15 protein-coding genes and 1 pseudogene are annotated in these 17465 nt (G+C 67.3%); 3 read left to right on the forward strand and 13 right to left on the reverse strand.

Annotated elements, in window-relative coordinates; genetic code table 11:
* Positions 1–76 precede the first annotated feature (76 nt).
* Positions 77–613: pseudogene (locus BST14_RS24665) on the reverse strand (IS110 family transposase); the annotation flags it as partial.
* 283 nt (positions 614–896) lie between these two features.
* Between BST14_RS24665 and BST14_RS24670 the strand changes: the two are divergent.
* Positions 897–1853 carry a 5'-3' exonuclease gene (locus BST14_RS24670; protein WP_083066959.1) on the forward strand — a complete coding sequence of 319 codons (957 nt, stop codon included), beginning with the start codon at positions 897–899 and terminating at the stop codon, positions 1851–1853.
* A 12-nt stretch (positions 1854–1865) separates the two neighbouring features.
* Here BST14_RS24670 and BST14_RS24675 read toward each other — a convergent pair whose 3' ends face one another.
* From BST14_RS24675 to dop, 11 genes are all read right to left on the reverse strand, one after another.
* Positions 1866–2630, reverse strand: coding sequence for a DUF4333 domain-containing protein (locus BST14_RS24675; RefSeq protein WP_083066949.1), 765 nt, complete (start codon positions 2628–2630; stop codon positions 1866–1868).
* 65 nt (positions 2631–2695) lie between these two features.
* The gene (locus BST14_RS24680; protein ID WP_083066950.1) at positions 2696–5452 is read right to left on the reverse strand and encodes a DEAD/DEAH box helicase; all 2757 of its coding nucleotides are present in this window, start codon (positions 5450–5452) and stop codon (positions 2696–2698) included.
* 19 nt (positions 5453–5471) lie between these two features.
* Positions 5472–6428 (reverse strand): twin-arginine translocase subunit TatC, encoded by a 957-nt coding sequence (gene tatC / locus BST14_RS24685; protein ID WP_142279576.1) that lies wholly within the window; start codon positions 6426–6428, stop codon positions 5472–5474.
* Positions 6429–6474: 46 nt separating this feature from the next.
* Positions 6475–6750, reverse strand: a complete 276-nt coding sequence (gene tatA / locus BST14_RS24690; RefSeq protein ID WP_083066951.1) for a Sec-independent protein translocase subunit TatA — start codon at positions 6748–6750, stop codon at positions 6475–6477.
* A gap of 99 nt (positions 6751–6849) precedes the next feature.
* Entirely contained in the window at positions 6850–7821 is a 972-nt protein-coding gene (locus BST14_RS24695; RefSeq protein WP_083066952.1) for a helix-turn-helix transcriptional regulator, read from the reverse strand.
* A gap of 97 nt (positions 7822–7918) precedes the next feature.
* The gene (locus BST14_RS24700; RefSeq protein WP_083066953.1) at positions 7919–8959 is read right to left on the reverse strand and encodes a helix-turn-helix transcriptional regulator; all 1041 of its coding nucleotides are present in this window, start codon (positions 8957–8959) and stop codon (positions 7919–7921) included.
* A gap of 75 nt (positions 8960–9034) precedes the next feature.
* The gene (gene pafA / locus BST14_RS24705; RefSeq protein ID WP_142279577.1) at positions 9035–10393 is read right to left on the reverse strand and encodes a Pup--protein ligase; all 1359 of its coding nucleotides are present in this window, start codon (positions 10391–10393) and stop codon (positions 9035–9037) included.
* A 150-nt stretch (positions 10394–10543) separates the two neighbouring features.
* Complete coding sequence (prcA, locus tag BST14_RS24710) at positions 10544–11308, reverse strand: proteasome subunit alpha (protein WP_083066955.1); 765 nt, start codon at positions 11306–11308, stop codon at positions 10544–10546.
* The gene (prcB, locus tag BST14_RS24715; protein WP_083066956.1) at positions 11305–12198 is read right to left on the reverse strand and encodes a proteasome subunit beta; all 894 of its coding nucleotides are present in this window, start codon (positions 12196–12198) and stop codon (positions 11305–11307) included. Before prcB ends, prcA begins: the two co-directional genes overlap by 4 nt.
* Entirely contained in the window at positions 12195–12389 is a 195-nt protein-coding gene (locus BST14_RS24720; RefSeq protein WP_066860430.1) for a ubiquitin-like protein Pup, read from the reverse strand. Before BST14_RS24720 ends, prcB begins: the two co-directional genes overlap by 4 nt.
* A 118-nt stretch (positions 12390–12507) precedes the next feature.
* Positions 12508–14016: a pup deamidase/depupylase gene (gene dop, locus BST14_RS24725; RefSeq protein WP_083066957.1), complete on the reverse strand. Its 1509-nt coding sequence runs from the start codon at positions 14014–14016 to the stop codon at positions 12508–12510.
* Positions 14017–14117: 101 nt separating this feature from the next.
* Between dop and BST14_RS24730 the strand changes: the two genes are divergently transcribed.
* Entirely contained in the window at positions 14118–14762 is a 645-nt protein-coding gene (locus tag BST14_RS24730) for a hypothetical protein (protein WP_083066958.1), read from the forward strand.
* 28 nt (positions 14763–14790) lie between these two features.
* On the opposite strand, the gene arc is transcribed toward BST14_RS24730, so the two are convergent.
* Positions 14791–16611 (reverse strand): proteasome ATPase, encoded by a 1821-nt coding sequence (gene arc, locus BST14_RS24735; protein WP_083066961.1) that lies wholly within the window; start codon positions 16609–16611, stop codon positions 14791–14793.
* A 315-nt stretch (positions 16612–16926) separates the two neighbouring features.
* Here arc and lppK point away from each other — a divergent pair.
* Positions 16927–17465: lipoprotein LppK (gene lppK, locus BST14_RS24740; protein WP_083066962.1), on the forward strand; the 539-nt coding region annotated here is incomplete at its 3' end.

Genomic DNA, 17465 nt, shown 5'->3' on the forward strand with positions numbered 1-17465 from the left:
ACCACACTCTGCCGCTGGCGGCCAGCCACCAGCATCACGACTCGCCACCGGCGTCACCAACGTGGTGACCTCCTACAACTAGACCGGGAGCGGTCGCCAACCAGGCATCTAACAGGAGCCGATGTTTGCAACGATCCAGCGAGGCCGGAACCGGGGCACGTTCAGGATCGAGTTCGTGAACGCGCCAACGCAACCGATTGATCGTTGCAGTCCGTTGTGCAACAAGGACTTCGCGACGATCCACCAGCAGCTTGAGCTCAAGAGACACCTCGTCACGGGAAGCGACCGGCAGGTCAGATTCCCTCAAGAATCCCCGCGCAACAGCCAGCGCATCGATCGGGTCAGACTTACCCCTGGTCCGCGCCGAGGCGCGAGTCTGGGCCATTAACTTCGGCGGCACCCACACCACCTGCTGACCGGCGGTGAGCAGATCACGTTCCAACCGCGCCGACAAATGCCGGCAATCCTCGATGGCCCACACCACCTCGCTGCCGAAACGTTCGCGGGCCCACATCACCGCCTGGGCATGCCCTACCTGATCGACCGCGGCGAACGTATGGCTGTGCTTGTGTACATCGGCTCCAACAACAACCATGGTGGTTGCCTCCTTCACTGTGAGGTGACGGTTGGGCCGGTCGGCGGACAAACCTCAGTGGGGGCGGTGCCACGCTCCTATCAAGTCACGCCGGCCGGTCCTTCACACCTGATGCCCGACAAAACACATGAACGCCAACCCGAAAGCGGCAAGCAGGCTACGAGCCAAACACCAGGTGATCAGGATCCGACCACCGCAACAAGCAACACCTCACCCTGACACTGACACGCAGGCTAGTGCTCGACCGCGCGTCGCCCCACGGCGGCGTGAGACCATAACCGGCATGCCAGCTCCGCCGCGCTTGCGATCCCCGCTCGTGCTGCTCGACGGCGCCAGCATGTGGTTCCGCTCGTATTTCGGGGTGCCGTCCTCGATCACCGCGCCCGACGGCCGGCCCGTCAACGCCGTTCGGGGATTCATCGACTCCATGGCCGTGGTGATCACCCAGCAGCGGCCCAGCCGGCTGGCCGTCTGCTTGGACCTCGATTGGCGTCCCCGATTCCGGGTAGACCTCGTCCCGTCCTACAAGGCCCACCGCGTGGCCGTGGAGGATCCACAGGACGAGCCGGACGTCGAGGAGATACCGGACGATCTGACGCCCCAGATCGACATGATCGCCGAACTCCTTGACGCATACGGGATTCCGACGGCCGGCGCCGAGGGCTACGAGGCCGACGACGTACTGGGCACGCTGGCGGCCCGGGAACGCAACGACCCGGTGGTGGTGGTCAGCGGCGACCGCGACCTGCTGCAGGTGGTGTCGGACGATCCTGTCCCGGTCCGGGTGCTCTACCTCGGCCGCGGGTTGAGCAAAGCCACGTTGTTCGGGCCCGCCGAGGTGGCCGAACACTATGGTGTCCCGGTGGATCGCGCCGGACCCGCCTACGCCGAACTCGCGCTGCTGCGCGGCGACCCATCCGACGGCCTGCCCGGGGTGCCGGGCGTCGGCGATAAGACCGCGGCGACGCTGCTGGCCCAGCACGGTTCGTTGGACCGAATCCTGGCCGCCGCCCACGACCCGACGTCGAAGATGGCCAAGAGTATCCGCACGAAGCTGCTGGCGGCGCTGGACTACATCGAGGCGGCCGGCAACGTGGTGCGGGTGGCCAGCGACGCGCCTGTCACGTTCTCGACTGCCAGCGACGAACTACCATTGGTCGCCGCTCATCCGCGGCGCACCGCCGAATTGGCGACCGAGCTGGGTGTCGGCTCGTCGATCGCCCGCTTGCAGAAGGCGCTGGACGCCCTGCCCGACTGATCGGCACCGCGGCTACTGCGGCCGGCCGACCTCGTAGGTGCCCTTGTTGTCCTGAAAGGTCACCGTCACGTGCTTGGGCGTGCCGTCGATGCTGACGTCGCAGTCGAACGTGGCGCCCTTCTTGACGGTGGGGTTCTGGCCATGGTTGCACCTGACGTTCTGGACGTTTTTCGCGCCGTAGCCGTTGGTTTCGTCGCTGAGCACCTGCTGGACCCCGGCCTGCGCCTTATTGACGTCCAGCTTGGTGGTGACGAAGAACCCGGGCTGCCAGAAACCCAGCACCAGCACGACCGCGATGAGCAGGAGCGCGATCGCGCCGGCCACACCGGCGATGAGACCGACGGGCCGCTTCTTGCCGGGCTGCTCATAACCGGGGTACTGCTGCGGGTATTGGCCCGGTTGGCCGTACTGGCCCGGTTGCCCGTACTGGCCGGGCTGGGGGTATTGACCCGGCTGGCCATATTGCCCCGGCCCCGGATGCGGATACTGCCCCGGTTGGCCGTACTGCCCGGGTGGGGCGTACTGGCCGGGCTGACCATACTGCCCGGGTTGCGCGTAGCCCGGCTGCTGGGGGTACTGCTGCGGATAAGCCTGCTCAGCCGGCTGTTGGTAGTGCGGGTAGTCGGCCGGCGGGGTGTAGGCCGGGGCCTGCCACGACGTCTCCTGGTTCGACTGGTCCTGCCAGGGCGCCACCTGAGTCGGCTCGGACGAGTGATCGCTGCCTTGACCTTGACCGGGCGGCTGCCACTGCTGGTCCGATCCCTGCGGTCCGCTCATCTTTCTCCCTCAGCCCTTGTGTCTTGGCATGAACTATCGCCGCTTAACGGTAGCTCCGGCCTAGCCTACCCGGCGTCAACTGCGACGACGCCGCGCCGAATGTCGTTGATGGCCCGCTTGGCGGTGGCCCGTAGCTCGGCGTCGGGCGCGGCGTTGCGAACCTGGTCCAGCAGGTCCAGCGCCTGGCGGCACCAGCGCACGAAATCCCCGGCCAGCAGGGGTGATCCGGTGCCGGCCGGGTCGGCGGCGGCCAGCGCCGCCGCCAGGTCGCCGGTGCGGGCCCAGCGGTAGATGACGTTGACGAAGCCGTCGTCGGGCTCGCGGCTTGGCGCGATCCGGTGCGTTTGCTCATCGGCGCGCAGCGCCATCGACAGCCTCGACGTCTGCTGCAGCGCCTGCCGCAAACGCTGCGTGGGCGCGTCGGCCGCGAAACCCGCCCCAGGCCCCTCGCCGCCCCGGGTCTCGTACAGCACCGACGACACCACCGCCCCGAGTTCGGGCGGCTTCAGCCCCGACCACGCGCCGGTGCGCAGGCACTCGGCCACCAGCAGGTCGCTTTCGCTGTAGATCCGCGCCAGCAGCCGGCCGTCGTCGGTGACGCGCGGATCGCCGTCGCGCCCTTCGATGAAGCCGCGCTCGGTAAGCAACCCGACGATCCGATCGAAGGTCCGGGCCAGCGAATTCGTGGCCGCCGCAACCTTTTTCTCCAATTGCGCGTTGTCGCGTTCGATCCGCAGATAGCGTTCGGCCTGCCTGACCCGTTCCTCCAGACCGGGCGCATTGTGCGACGGGTGCCGGCGCAGCGCGTCGCGCAGCGACGCTAGCTCGGGATCGTGAAGCGCGCCATCTGAGTCTCCCCTGCCGCCGTGGCGCCGGGCCGGGATGGTCAACCCGGCGGCGGCCGACCGCAGCGCCGACGCCAGGTCGCGCCGGACCCGAGGCTGCCGGTGCTCGACCCGCTTGGGCAGCGGCATCGATCCGACCGGCGCCGACACACCCGAATAGTCCGCCGAGGAAATCCTTCCCGCCCAACGGTTTTCGGTGAGCACCAATGGTCGCGGGTCGGAGCTGTCGCGGGCCGATTCCAGCACCACGGCCAGGCCACCGCGCCGGCCATGGGTGATGTTGATGATGTCGCCGCGGCGCAGGGCAGCCAGCGCATCGCTGGCGGCCTGCCGTCGTTGCAGCCGGGACGCGCGGGACTGCGCGCGCTCCATCTCGCTGATGCGTGCCCGCATCCGGGCGTATTCGAGGATCGGGGCCTTGGTTCCGCCGATCTCGGCGGCGATCTCCTCGAGCATCGTGGTGCCGCGCTCGATGCCGCGGACCAGGCCGACGACGGAGCGGTCGGCCTGATACTGCGCGAATGACTGCTCCAGCAACCGATGTGCCTGCTCGGGACCCATCTGCTGGACCAGGTTGATGGTCATGTTGTACGACGGCGCGAACGAGCTGCGCAGCGGGAAGGTGCGGGTGGAGGCCAGCCCGGCCACCGCGGAGGGCTCGGTGGTCTCCTCGGTGGGATTCCACAGCACGACCGCATGGCCCTCGACGTCGATGCCGCGCCGCCCGGCGCGGCCGGTGAGCTGGGTGTACTCCCCCGGTGTCAGCGCCACGTGCTGCTCGCCGTTGAACTTCAACAGCCGTTCGAGCACCACCGTGCGGGCGGGCATGTTGATCCCGAGCGCCAGGGTCTCGGTGGCGAACACCGCCCTGACCAGCCCGGCGGTGAACAGCTCTTCGACCGTGTGGCGGAAGACGGGCAGCATGCCGGCGTGGTGAGCCGCCAGACCGCGCAGCAGCCCCTCGCGCCATTCGTAGTAGCCGAGCACACCCAAATCGGCGTCCGCGAGGTCGCCGCACCGGTGCTCGATCACCTCGGCGATCTGAGCCCGCTCCTCCTGGGTGGTCAGTTGCAGGGGCGAGCGCAGGCATTGCTGGACGGCGGCGTCACAGCCGGCCCGCGAGAACACGAACGTGATCGCCGGCAGCAGCCCTTCGGAATCCAGGGTGGCAATCACGTCCGGGCGCCCCGGCGTCCGGTAGAAGCGGGGACGGGACGGCCGTCCCGAGCCCCGCCGACGCGGTTGCCAGTCGGTCATGCGGTCCGCCTCACGGCGGTGCGAAATGTGGCGCAGGAGTTCGGGATTGACGCGAGGGTGCCGATCCGCGGCCGGCTTCTCGTTGCCGTAGTCGAACAGATCCAGCAGGCGCTTGCCCACCAACACGTGCTGCCACAGGGGCACCGGTCGATGCTCGTCGACCACGACCGTCGTATCGCCGCGCACGGTCTGAATCCAGCCGCCGAATTCCTCTGCGTTGCTCACCGTCGCCGAGAGGCTGACCACCCGCACCTCGTCGGGCAGGTGCAGGATCACCTCCTCCCACACCGGACCCCGCATCCGGTCGGCGAGGAAATGCACCTCGTCCATCACCACATACGAAAGCCCTTGCAGGGAAGGCGAATCGGCGTAAAGCATGTTCCGCAGCACTTCGGTGGTCATGACGACCACGGGCGCGTCGGCGTTCACCGACATGTCCCCGGTGAGCAGGCCGATGCGGTCGCGGCCGTAGCGCGCCGTGAGATCGGTGTGCTTTTGGTTACTCAGCGCTTTCAGCGGCGTGGTGTAAAAGCATTTGCCGCCGGATGCCAGCGCCAGGTGCACGGCGAATTCGCCGACCACCGTCTTGCCCGCGCCGGTCGGCGCGCAGACCAGCACGCCGTGGCCTCGTTCGAGCGCTTCGCACGCCCGATGCTGAAAGCCGTCCAGCGCGAAGGGCAGTTCGGCGGTGAACCGGGTGAGCTCCACCAGCTCGGCCACCTCGGGGGGCGGCGACGGCTCAGGTGACATCGTCGTGTTGCCCGGCGGTAAACGACGGCTCGGGTATCGCGGCGGGCGGTTCGATCACCGATGCTTCGTCGTCGGCAATCGCGGCCTGGGCTTCACGCTTGGCCTTCCGCCTGTCGTGCAGCCGAGCAATCTGAATCGCGAACTCCAACAGCACCGACAGCGCCAACCCGAGGGCGGTCATCGAAAACGGGTCGGATCCGGGCGTGAAGACCGCCGCGAATGCGAACATCGCGAAGATCAGGCCGCGACGCCACGCCTTGAGGCGCTGGTAGGTCAGCACGCCGATGGTGTTGAGCATGACGATAAGCAGCGGGAATTCGAAGCTCACGCCGAAGACGACCAGCAGGTTGATCAGGAAGCCGAAATATCGGTCGCCGGACAGCGCGGTCACCTGGACGTCGCTGCCGACGGTCAGCAAAAAGCCCAGGGCCTTGGCCAAGACGAAGTAGGCCAGCACCGCGCCGATGACGAACAGCACCACGGCGGGGATCACGAACGCGATCGCGAAGCGGCGTTCCTTCTGATAAAGCCCGGGCGTGATGAACGCCCAGAGCTGGTAGAACCACACGGGGCAGGCCAGCACCACTCCGGCGGTAAGCCCGACCTTGAGCCGCAGCATGAATTGGTCGAAGGGCGCGGTGGCCAACAGCCGGCATTGGCCGCTAGGGCTGATCTCGGCGCGCGCCGACTGCGGCAGCGAACAGTAGGGATGGCGCAACCACTCGCCGAGGCTTTCCAGGCCGAAGATCGAATGCGAGTACCACACAAACCCGAAAATCGTGGTCAGCAGGATCGCGGCCAGGGAGATCAGCAGCCGAGTGCGCAGCTCGGTCAGGTGATCGACCAGCGACATCGTCGCATCCGGGTTGGTTCGGCTGCGCCGGTTACGCGGGTTGAGGCGCCTCAGCAGGCCGGAAGTGCGCGCCGAAACCTTGAAGATTTTCACGATGCTCGGTCAGTGGCGCTCGGGCAGCGCGCGGCGATGGTGACGGCTATGCCGGGCGTGCTTCGCTGTGCCCCTGCCCGCTGGGCGTCGGCGCGTCGACCCGCTGCGACTGCACCGGCTGCGGGGTGGCGGGCGGGTTCGACGGGGTTTCCAGGGAAGGCGCTTCCGCCTTGTTCTCGGTCTGCATTTCGCGGAGTTCGGACTTGAAGATCCGCATCGACTTACCCAACGAACGCGCCGCGTCGGGGAGCTTCTTGGCACCGAAGAGCAAGATCACCACGACCGCGAGGATCGCCCAGTGCCACGGACTAAGACTGCCCACTTTGATTACCTCCAGACGTTCACCCGATGCTACCGCAGCGGCGCCCTCCGGCGGCGGGCCCGCGCCGCGCCGCGGTGGACCGTACCGCCTGGATTTTCGTCAGTTCAGGGCTTCGTAGGCCGCCAGGGCGGCCGCCGCGGCATCCCGCACCCGCTGCGCCAGGGATGCGGGTGCCAGCACCTGCACGTCCGGGCCGAAGCCCAGCACCAGCCGCGTCATCCAATCCTCGGAGGCATAGGTCATCACCGCCTCACAGGATCCGTCCGGCAGCTCGCGCACGTCGCGCATCGGGTAGTACTCGAACATCCAGGAGGCCGCGGGGGCCACGCGCAGTTTGGCCGACGGCAGCGCCGGGTCGCCGTCGAACAGCGAGGTGTCCGGCGGAGCGTGCAGGGCCGGCTCGGGCGGCGCGGCCGGCTCGTCGAGCTCGCTGGCGTCCACGATCCGGTCGAAGCGGAACAGCCGAACGCCTTCGGCCTCGCGCGACCAGGCCTCCAGGTAGCTGTGGCCGCCGATCAGCAGCACCCGGATGGGGTCGACGACCCGGCTGGTCAGGGTGTCGTGGGAAGCGGAGTAGTAATCGATGGCCAGAGCGTGCTTGGACTGGACGGCCGCGCGCACCGCGGCCGTGGCCCGATTCTCCACCGGCGCGGGCTCGCCGACGGCCGCCGCCGCCGCGGCTGAAGCGTCGTGCGCACGGGCTCCGGCGACGCCCTCGATCTTGGCGATGGCGCTGCGTGCGGCCTCGGGGTCGACGACACCGGGAATGTCGGCGAGCGCCCGCAACGCGACCAACAGCCCGGTGGCCTCCGGCGAGGTGAGCCTGAGCGGGCGGTCGATTCCCGCGGAGAAGGTCACCTCGATGGTGTCCCCGGAGAACTCGAAATCGATGAGGTCCCCCGGGAAGTAGCCGGGCAGCCCGCACATCCACAACTGATTGAGGTCGTCTTCGAGCTGCTTGGCCGACACCCCGAGATCGGCGGCCGCCTTGGCTCGGGTGACCCGGGGATTGGCCTGGAAATACGGAACCATGTTCAACAGCCGGATCAGCCGGGTGGAGATCGGTGTCATGAGCGCCGCTTTCCGCCGCAAGCGGGCCGAAATACCTCCCACTTGTGGGGGCGTGCCCCCGCCTCATCGCTTCGCTTCGCATCGTCGCCGGCGCGTGTCATGCGGACACTTCCCCGAGAGGGGGCGGTCGCCCCGCGCCGACGGCGTCTGCGCCCGCATGCGCGCGCAGCCGGGCCACCACGTCGTCGCGCAGGGAGCGCGGTTCGAGCACCAGGGCGTCGGCCCCATAGCCCGCGATGTCGCGTGCCAGCTGGTCGGCGGACCTGATGTCGAGTTCGATCACCTCGCCGTCACGACCGCCGAACTGGCGGGCATCGACGGGTCTGCCGGCGCGCCGCAGCGCGGTGGCGCGCCCGTCGGCCACCCACACCCGGGCCTGCCCGACCGTCGGCGTCGCCGACACTTCGGTGACGGTCTGGGCCACGATCGTGCGCAAGTCAACGTCTTTCGGCACGGCGACGGCGCCGGGCGGGCCGATCGGCGTGACGTCCGGGCCGATCCGGGAGAGCCGGAAGGTGCGGGTGGCGCCGCGGTCGCGGTCGTGGCCCACCAGATACCAGCGGCCCTTTTCGGTGACCACCCCCCAGGGTTCGACGGTGCGGGTGGCGTATGGCTCGGCGCGCGAGGGTCGGTGCTGAAACTGCACCGCCTGCCGGGCGTCGATGGCGGACAACAGGATCCCGAGAACATCCTCCGATCCGCGCAGGCCGGGCACCCCGGCCGGCGACGCGATGGCGACCGGCGCGTCGGGATCGACGTCGACGCCGGCCGCGCGCAGTTTGAGCAGCGCGCCCTGGGTCGCGGTAATGAGTTCGGGCGACTCCCACAGCTGCGTCGCCACGGCTACCGCGGCCGCCTCGTCGGGGGTCAGGTCGACCGGCGCGAGCGCGTAGGCGTCGCGGTTGATCCGGTAACCCTCGGTGGGATCCGTGGCCGACGCCCGGCCTACCTCGAGCGGGATGCCCAGGTCGCGCAGCTCGTTCTTGTCCCGCTCGAACATGCGCGAGAACGCCTCGGTGCTGGGGCTGTCCGAATAGCCCGCCACGCTCGACCTGATCTTGTCCGCCGAGATGTAGCCGCGTGTGGACAGCAGGGCGATGACCAGATTCACCAGCCGTTCGACTTTTGACGTCGCCATCGGCTCCAGGTTATTCGATGGTCCTCATCCGACGCTTTCACCAGCCATCCGCGTCGCGCCGGCTCGTTCCAGCCGCTACATGCTCGCGATCAGGCGCTTGACTCGCTCGTCGACCGCCCGGAACGGATCCTTGCACAGCACGGTGCGCTGCGCCTGGTCGTTGAGCTTGAGGTGCACCCAGTCGACGGTGAAGTCACGGCCGGCCGCCTGGGCGGCGCTGATGAACTCGCCGCGCAGCCGCGCCCGGGTGGTCTGCGGCGGGTTGTCGACCGCCTCCGCGATGTCCTCGTCGGTGGTGACGCGGGCGGCCAGCCCCTTGCGCTGCAGCAGGTCGAAGACGCCGCGCCCGCGCTTGATGTCGTGGTAGGCCAGGTCCAGCTGGGCGATCTTGGGGTCGGACAACTCCATGTTGAAGCGGTCCTGGTAGCGCTGGAAGAGCTTGCGTTTGATCACCCAGTCGATCTCGGTGTCCACCTTGGCGAAGTCCTGGCTTTCGACCGCGTCGAGCTGACGGCCCCACAGGTCGACGATCTGCTCGATCTGCGCGTTGGGCTCGCGGGTCTGCAGGTGCTCGACGGCGCGGCTGTAGTACTCGCGCTGGATGTCCAGCGCGCTGGCCTGCCGCCCACCCGCCAGCCGCACGGGCCGACGGCCGGTGATGTCGTGGCTGACCTCGCGGATGGCGCGGATGGGATTGTCCAGCGAGAAGTCCCGGAACGGGACGCCGGCTTCGATCATCTCCAGCACCAGCGCGGCCGTGCCCACCTTGAGCATGGTGGTGGTCTCGCACATGTTGGAGTCGCCGACGATCACGTGCAGCCGCCGGTACTTCTCGGCGTCGGCGTGCGGCTCGTCGCGGGTGTTGATGATCGGCCGGCTGCGCGTGGTGGCGCTGGAGACACCCTCCCAAATGTGCTCGGCACGTTGGGAAAGGCAGAACGTCGCGGCCTTCGGGGTCTGCAGGACCTTGCCGGCGCCGCAGATCAGCTGGCGGGTGACCAGGAACGGCAAGAGCACATCGGAGATCCGGGAGAACTCGCCGGCCCGCACGATCAGGTAGTTCTCGTGGCACCCGTAGGAGTTGCCCGCCGAATCGGTGTTGTTCTTGAACAGGTAGATGTCGCCGCCGATGCCCTCGTCGGCCAGCCGCTGCTCGGCATCGACGAGCAGGTCTTCCAACACCCATTCCCCCGCGCGATCGTGGGTGACCAGCTGCACCAGGCTGTCGCACTCGGCGGTGGCGTACTCGGGGTGGCTGCCCACGTCAAGGTACAGGCGGGCGCCGTTACGCAGGAAAACGTTGGAGCTGCGGCCCCAGGACACCACGCGGCGGAACAGGTAGCGGGCCACCTCATCCGGGCTGAGCCGTCGGTGCCCATGGAATGTGCAGGTGACCCCGAACTCGGTCTCGATGCCCATGATTCGTCGCTGCACGTAATCGAGCGTACTGGTTGTCCGACCGTGACGGTGAGCAAGCCGCACGTATCCATCCGACGAAGTTTTTCGCAGCCCTCCGCGAGGCCTCCGGGAGGCTGCGCCGAGGGCGTCCCCGACGACCGGCGACTCGGGGCCACCGAGCGATGTCTAGCCGGCGGGCTTCCCGTCAGATTCCTCGCCGTCGCCTGCTGATCCGTCGGAATTCAGCTCGCGCAGCAAATTTTCCAGGCTGGCGCGATTGATCCGCCGGAACGCCCGCCGCGGCCTGTTGACATCCAAGATGGCGACTTCCAGGCTGGCGACGTCCAGGGCCGATTGGTCGCCATTCGAGGCTTCGCTGCCGGTCCGCAGGGCTTTGACGGCGATGCGCGTGGCCTCGCGCAGATCGGCGTTCTCGGCGTAAGAGTCCTTGAGCGCGGTGACGATCGGCTCCGTCGTGCCGCCCATCACCACGTAGTGTGGCTCGTCGTTGATCGAGCCGTCGTAGGTAATCCGGTACAGCTCAGGCGGTTTGTTCTCGCCATAGTGCGCGACCTCGGCGACACACAATTCCACCTCGTAGGGCTTGGCCTGTTCGGTGAAGATGGTGCCTAGCGTCTGCGCGTAGACGTTGGCCAGCTGGCGGCCCGTGACGTCGCGACGGTCGTAGGCGTAGCCCCGGGTGTCGGCGAATTGAATTCCGCCGCGGCGTAAGTTGTCGAATTCGTTGAACTTGCCGGCGGCCGCGAAGCCGACGCGGTCGTAGAGTTCGCTGATCTTCTGCAGCGACCGCGACGGGTTCTCCGCGACGAAGAGCACACCGCCGGCGTAGACCAGTGCGACCACGCTCTTGCCCCGGGCGATGCCCTTACGCGCGAGCTCGCTGCGCTCGCGCATCGCCTGTTCAGGCGAGATGAAATACGGGAAACTCACTTCTCACCACCATCGGGGCCGAAAGTGTCAGCGCGCGAACGACTTTGGATCACCTCGCGGGCCAATTCGGCGATGCGGCTCTCCGGCACTTCCAGCGCCCCCTCGGCGCCGATGGTGACCGCGGTCGGGTAAATGCCGCGCACCAGATCCGGTCCGCCGGTGGCGGAATCGTCATCGGCCGCGTCGTAGAGCGCCTCGATGGCAACACGCACCGCGGAGTCGGCGTCGGTGACCTGCGAGTACAACTTCTTCATCGACGACTTAGCGAAAATCGAGCCCGACCCCACCGACTGGTAGCCCTCCTCTTCCAGGTTCCAGCCACCGGCCGCGTCGAAAGACACTATGCGCCCGGCACCCTCGGGGTCGGGCGCATCGATGTCGTAGCCCACCAGCAGCGGCAAGGCGACCAGACCCTGCATCGCGGCGGCCAGGTTGCCCCGCACCATGATGGCCAGCCGGTTCACCTTGCCGGCGAACGTGAGCGGCACGCCCTCGAGTTTTTCGTAATGCTCGAGTTCCACCGCATACAGGCGGGCGAACTCCACCGCGATCGCGGCGGTGCCGGCGATGCCGGTCGCCGTGTAATCGTCGGTGATGTACACCTTCTTGACGTCGCGCCCGGCGATCATGTTGCCCTGCGTCGAACGCCGATCACCGGCGAGCACCACGCCGCCGGGGTATTTCAGCGCGACAATGGTGGTGCCGTGCGGCAGCTGCCCCGTGGCGGCGGCATCCGAGTGGGTGCCCGACAGGCTCGCCGGCAGCAACTCCGGTGCCTGCCGACGCAGCAGATCAGCAAACGACGAAAGGTCTATAGCGGGGATTCTTGGATGTGCGTAGCCCGGAAGTGCGGAATTGGCGGACAGGCGATCAGAGAAAGGCCAGGTCACTGTCCGCCCTTTTGGACGTACGCGCGAACGAAGTCCTCAGCGTTCTCCTCAAGGACGTCGTCGATCTCGTCCAGCAAATCGTCGGTGTCCTCGGCCAGCTTCTCCCGGCGCTCTTGGCCCGCGGCGGTGCTGCCGGCGACATCGTCTTCGTCGTCGCCTCCGCCGCCACGCTTGGTCTGCTCCTGAGCCATCGCCGCCTCCTGCGTTGTCTGGGCCTGTTGAATAGCTTGTTCACCGATCAAGCCACACTGCCCGTTGGTCTTTCCTAGCCTACCGGTCGACCCCGACGTTCCCGGGGTTAACCGACACCTAGCTGGTGAGTTGCTCGACCAGTTGGGCGGCGCTGTCCACCGAGTCCAGCAGCGCGCCGACGTGGGCTTTGCTGCCGCGCAGCGGCTCTAACGTCGGGATGCGGACCAGCGAATCACCACCCAGGTCGAAAATCACCGAGTCCCAGCTGGCCGCGGCGATGTCGGCGCCGAATCTGCGCAGGCACTCACCGCGGAAGTAGGCGCGCGTGTCGGTAGGCGGTTTGTCCACCGCCTCGAGCACCTGGTGCTCGGTCACCAGGCGCTTCATCGAACCGCGCGCGACGAGCCGGTTGTAGAGGCCCTTGTCCAGCCGGACGTCGGAGTATTGCAAGTCCACCAGGTGCAGCCGCGGCGCCGACCAACTCAGGTTTTCGCGCTGCCTGAACCCTTCGAGCAGGCGCAACTTGGCCGGCCAGTCAAGTATTTCGGCGCACTCCATCGGGTCGCGCTCGAGTTGGTCGAGCACGTGCGCCCACGTTTCGACGACGTCGGACGCGCGCGGATCGGGATCTCGGCCGTCGACCAGTTTGGCCACCCGGTCAAGGTAAACCCGTTGCAGCGCAAGCCCCGTCAGCTCCCGACCGTCGGCCAGTGCCACGGCGGCGCGCAGCGATGGGTCGCGACTGATGGCGTGGACCGCATGCACCGGCCGAGCCAACGCCAGGTCGCTCAGGTCGATGCCGTGCGCCGGGCCTTCTTCGATCAGGTCCAGCACCAGCGCGGTGGTGCCCAGCTTCAGATAGGTCGACGTCTCGGCGAGGTTCGCGTCGCCGATGATGACGTGCAGCCGCCGGTACCGGTCGGCGTCGGCGTGCGGCTCGTCGCGGGTGTTGATGATGCCGCGCTTGAGGGTGGTTTCCAGGCCGACCTCCACCTCGATGTAGTCCGAACGCTGGGACAGCTGGAAGCCGGGCTCGTCACCGGAGGGGCCGATGCCGACCCGGCCCGAGCCGGTGACCACCTGCCGGGAAACCAGAAAGGGGGTCAGCCCGGCGATGATGGCTGAAAACGGCGTCTGCCGCGACATCAGATAATTCTCGTGCGACCCGTAGGACGCGCCCTTGCCGTCGACGTTGTTCTTGTAGAGCTGTAGCTTCGCGGCCCCGGGCACGCTGGCGACGTGGCGCGCGGCGGCCTCCATGACGCGCTCACCGGCCTTGTCCCAGATCACCGCGTCCAGCGGGTCGGTGCACTCGGGGGCGGAGTATTCGGGGTGCGCGTGGTCGACGTAGAGCCGCGCGCCGTTCGTCAGGATCATGTTGGCCGCGCCTACCTCATCGGCATCGACCACCGGGGGCGGGCCCGCCGAGCGGCTCAGGTCGAATCCGCGGGCATCCCGCAACGGCGATTCCACCTCGTAGTCCCAGCGGGTGCGCTTGGCGCGCTGAATGCCGGCCGCGGCCGCATAAGCCAAAACCGCCTGCGTCGACGTGAGGATCGGATTGGCTGTCGGGTCGGATGGCGATGAAATGCCGTATTCGACCTCCGTCCCGATAATCCGTTGCATGACCTAAGCGTAGGCCGGTCGACGAAGTGGCCCGCGCGGCGGGGCGCGCGGGGGGCGACCGTCGTGTTGACGGCACCGATAGCAGTGATTAATTTCACCCTGTGTCAAGCCCCGAATCCGGCCGCGCCGTCGGTAAGCACGCACTCGACCTGTCCGGGAAGCGCTACGGGGAGGTACTGCTGGTAACACCCGGCGAGGCGGGCCCGCAGGCCACGGTATACAACAGCTTCCCGCTCAACGACTGTCCCCAGGAGCTGTGGTCGGCACTGGACGCGCATGCCATCGCCACCGAACACGGCGCGGCCGCGGCGCTGCTCAACGGTCCCCGGTACTGGCTGATGAACGCCATCGAAAAGCAGGACCGAGGGCCGCAGATCACGAAGTCCTTCGGCGGGATCGAAATGATCCAACAGGCCACCGTGCTGCTGTCGTCGATGAACCCGGCGCCCTACGTCCCCAACACGGTCAATCGCCACACGGTGTTCGTCTTCGACGCCGGCCAGCAGGTGTTCGAACTCATCGACCCGCAGGGCCGGCACTGGGTCATGCAGACGTGGAGCCAGGTCGCCGACGCCACCTTGTCGCGGACCGACCTACCCGGCCTTGCCGACCGGCTCGAGCTGCCGGCCGGGTGGTCGTATCAACCGCGGGTGCTCACCGACGAACTGCGCGTGGACACGACCCAGCGGCCCGCGCAGGTGCTGCAGGACAACCTGACCAACAGCTATTCCCTGGTGACCGACTGAGCCCGAACGGCTTACCCGGTGCCGACCGCTACAGGTACTGGCCCAGGTTGGATTCGGTGTCGATGGCCCGCGATGCGCTCGAGCTCTTGCCGGTGACCAGAGTGCGGATGTAGACGATCCGCTCGCCCTTCTTGCCCGAAATGCGCGCCCAGTCATCGGGGTTAGTGGTGTTGGGCAGGTCTTCGTTCTCGGCGAACTCGTCGACGATCGAGTCCAGCAGGTGCTGAATGCGCAGACCGGGTTGGCCGGTTTCCAGTACCGACTTGATCGCGTTCTTCTTCGCTCGGTCGACGACGTTCTGGATCATCGCCCCGGAGTTGAAGTCCTTGAAGTACATGACTTCCTTGTCACCGTTGGCGTAGGTGACCTCCAGGAACCGGTTGTCGTCGATCTCGGCGTACATCCGGTCGACGACCTTTTCGATCATCGCCTTGATGCAGGCCGCACGGTCGCCGTCGAACTCGGCCAGGTCGTCGCTGTGCACCGGCAGCGACTCGACCAGGTACTTCGAGAAGATGTCTTGCGCCGCTTCGGCATCCGGCCGCTCGATCTTGATCTTCACGTCCAGACGTCCCGGCCGCAGGATGGCGGGGTCGATCATGTCCTCGCGGTTGGATGCGCCGATCACGATGACGTTCTCGAGTCCCTCCACGCCGTCGATCTCACTGAGCAGCTGCGGAACCACGGTCGTTTCGACATCCGAGGACACCCCGGTCCCGCGGGTCCGGAAGATCGAATCCATCTCGTCGAAGAACACGATCACCGGTGTGCCTTCCGACGCCTTCTCGCGGGCGCGCTGGAAGATCAACCGGATGTGCCGCTCGGTCTCGCCGACGAACTTGTTGAGCAGCTCGGGGCCCTTGATGTTCAAGAAATAGGACTTGGCTTCGCGGGCGTCGTCGCCGCGCACCTCGGCCATCTTCTTGGCCAGCGAGTTGGCCACGGCCTTGGCGATCAGCGTCTTACCGCAACCGGGCGGACCGTAGAGCAGCACACCTTTGGGCGGGCGCAGCGCGTACTCGCGGTACAGCTCCTTGTGCAGGAACGGCAGCTCCACGGCGTCGCGAATCTGCTCGATCTGGCGGGTCAGGCCACCGATGTCCTCGTAGCTGACATCCGGAACCTCTTCCAGCACCAGGTCCTCGACCTCGGCCTTGGGAATGCGCTCGAAGGCGTACCCGGCCTTGGTGTCGACCAGCAGTGAGTCGCCGGGCCGCAGCCTGCGCGGCCGGGTGTCGTCATTGAGGGCGTCGGGATGCCCCTCGGGCAGGTCCTCGGCGACCAGCGGCTCGGCCAGCCACACGATGCGTTCCTCGTCGGCGTGTCCGACGACCAGAGCCCGATGCCCGTCGGCTAGGAGCTCGCGCAACGTCGAGATTTCACCGACCGATTCGAACGTGCCGGCCTCCACGACGGTCAGGGCCTCGTTGAGGCGGACCGTCTGCCCCTTGCGCAGCAACGAAACGTCGATGTTCGGCGAGCAGGTCAGCCGCATCTTGCGGCCGGAGGTGAACACGTCGACGGTGTCGTCCTCGTGGGTGGCGAGCAGCACCCCGTAGCCGCTGGGCGGCTGCCCCAGCCGATCGACTTCCTCACGCAGCGCGAGCAGTTGCTGGCGGGCCTCTTTGAGGGTCTCCATCAACTTCGAGTTCCGCGACGCAAGCGAGTCGATGCGCGCTTCGAGCTGATGCACATCGCGGGCGGAGCGGGCCCCACCGTGCGAGCCGACGGTGTGCTCGAGTTGCTCACGCAACATGGCGGCCTCGCGTCGCAGTTGCTCCAACTCGGCCTCGTCGCCGCTGGACATGTCTGATGTTCCGAAAGCGTCAGAACGCTCTGAGCTACCCATCTTGCGCTCCTTTCCCACACCGAATTGGCGCGGCGGATACTTCAAAGCTACCGGCGATTGCCGATTGATGTAGGGAGTCAAATACCCACGAAAAGTTAAGATTTTCGTCACGCTGGTAATCTCGGCCACTAATCGTGGTGATCGAAAGGGCCTTCGGAGGTGGCAGAGTGACCGCAAAAAGCCTCGCCACAGGCTCGACTCGCGTCGTCGTCGCCCCCGGCGGCCGTGTGACTTCCATCGCACCCACCGGCCCGACCTTAGCGACACCGTTGCCTCGCGAAGCGGCCAGAGCCGTCTAGCCGCTCGCCCGACTGGATGCACCCGCCACTGCCCGTAGCGCTGAGCGCCGCCACCGCCCTGGCGGCGGTCGGGCTCGCGGCATGTTCGCCGCCGCACCCGAACGCTGGCTCCTCGCCCGCCTCTGCGCTCCCACCGGTCACGTCGAGCCAGGTGGCCGCGCCCGTCAGCGCTCCCCTGCCCCCGCCCGAGGCCCTCACCGACGTGCTGACGCGGCTCGCCGACCCGAACGTTCCGGGCGCCAGCAAGGTGAATCTGGTGGAGGGTGCGACGCCGGAGAGCGTGACCACGCTGGACAAATTCACCACCGCCTTGCGCGACAACGGCTACTTGCCGATGACTTTCACAGCGAACGACATCGCATGGTCGGACAAGAATCCGTCGAACGTGAAGGCCACCATCGCCATTCGCACCGCCCAGCCCAACAACGACAACTTCACCTTCCCGATGGAGTTCACCCCGTTCCAGGGCGGCTGGCAGCTATCGAGACACACCGCCGAAATGCTGTTGGCGCTGGGGAAGTCGTCGATGGCTCCGTCTTCGGGAACTCCTACGCC

Source organism: Mycobacterium arosiense ATCC BAA-1401 = DSM 45069, from assembly GCF_002086125.1.
Lineage (GTDB): Bacteria > Actinomycetota > Actinomycetes > Mycobacteriales > Mycobacteriaceae > Mycobacterium > Mycobacterium arosiense.

Bases quoted from the DNA above. Each gene is read 5' to 3' on its own strand.
- dop (WP_083066957.1), bottom strand. From the start codon at position 14,016: ATGCAACGGATTATCGGGACGGAGGTCGAATACGGCATTTCATCGCCA.
- BST14_RS24695 (WP_083066952.1), bottom strand. From the start codon at position 7,821: ATGACACCGATCTCCACCCGGCTGATCCGGCTGTTGAACATGGTTCCG.
- BST14_RS24700 (WP_083066953.1), bottom strand. From the start codon at position 8,959: ATGGCGACGTCAAAAGTCGAACGGCTGGTGAATCTGGTCATCGCCCTG.
- BST14_RS24720 (WP_066860430.1), bottom strand. From the start codon at position 12,389: ATGGCTCAGGAGCAGACCAAGCGTGGCGGCGGAGGCGACGACGAAGAC.
- BST14_RS24675 (WP_083066949.1), bottom strand. From the start codon at position 2,630: ATGAGCGGACCGCAGGGATCGGACCAGCAGTGGCAGCCGCCCGGTCAA.
- arc (WP_083066961.1), bottom strand. From the start codon at position 16,611: ATGGGTAGCTCAGAGCGTTCTGACGCTTTCGGAACATCAGACATGTCC.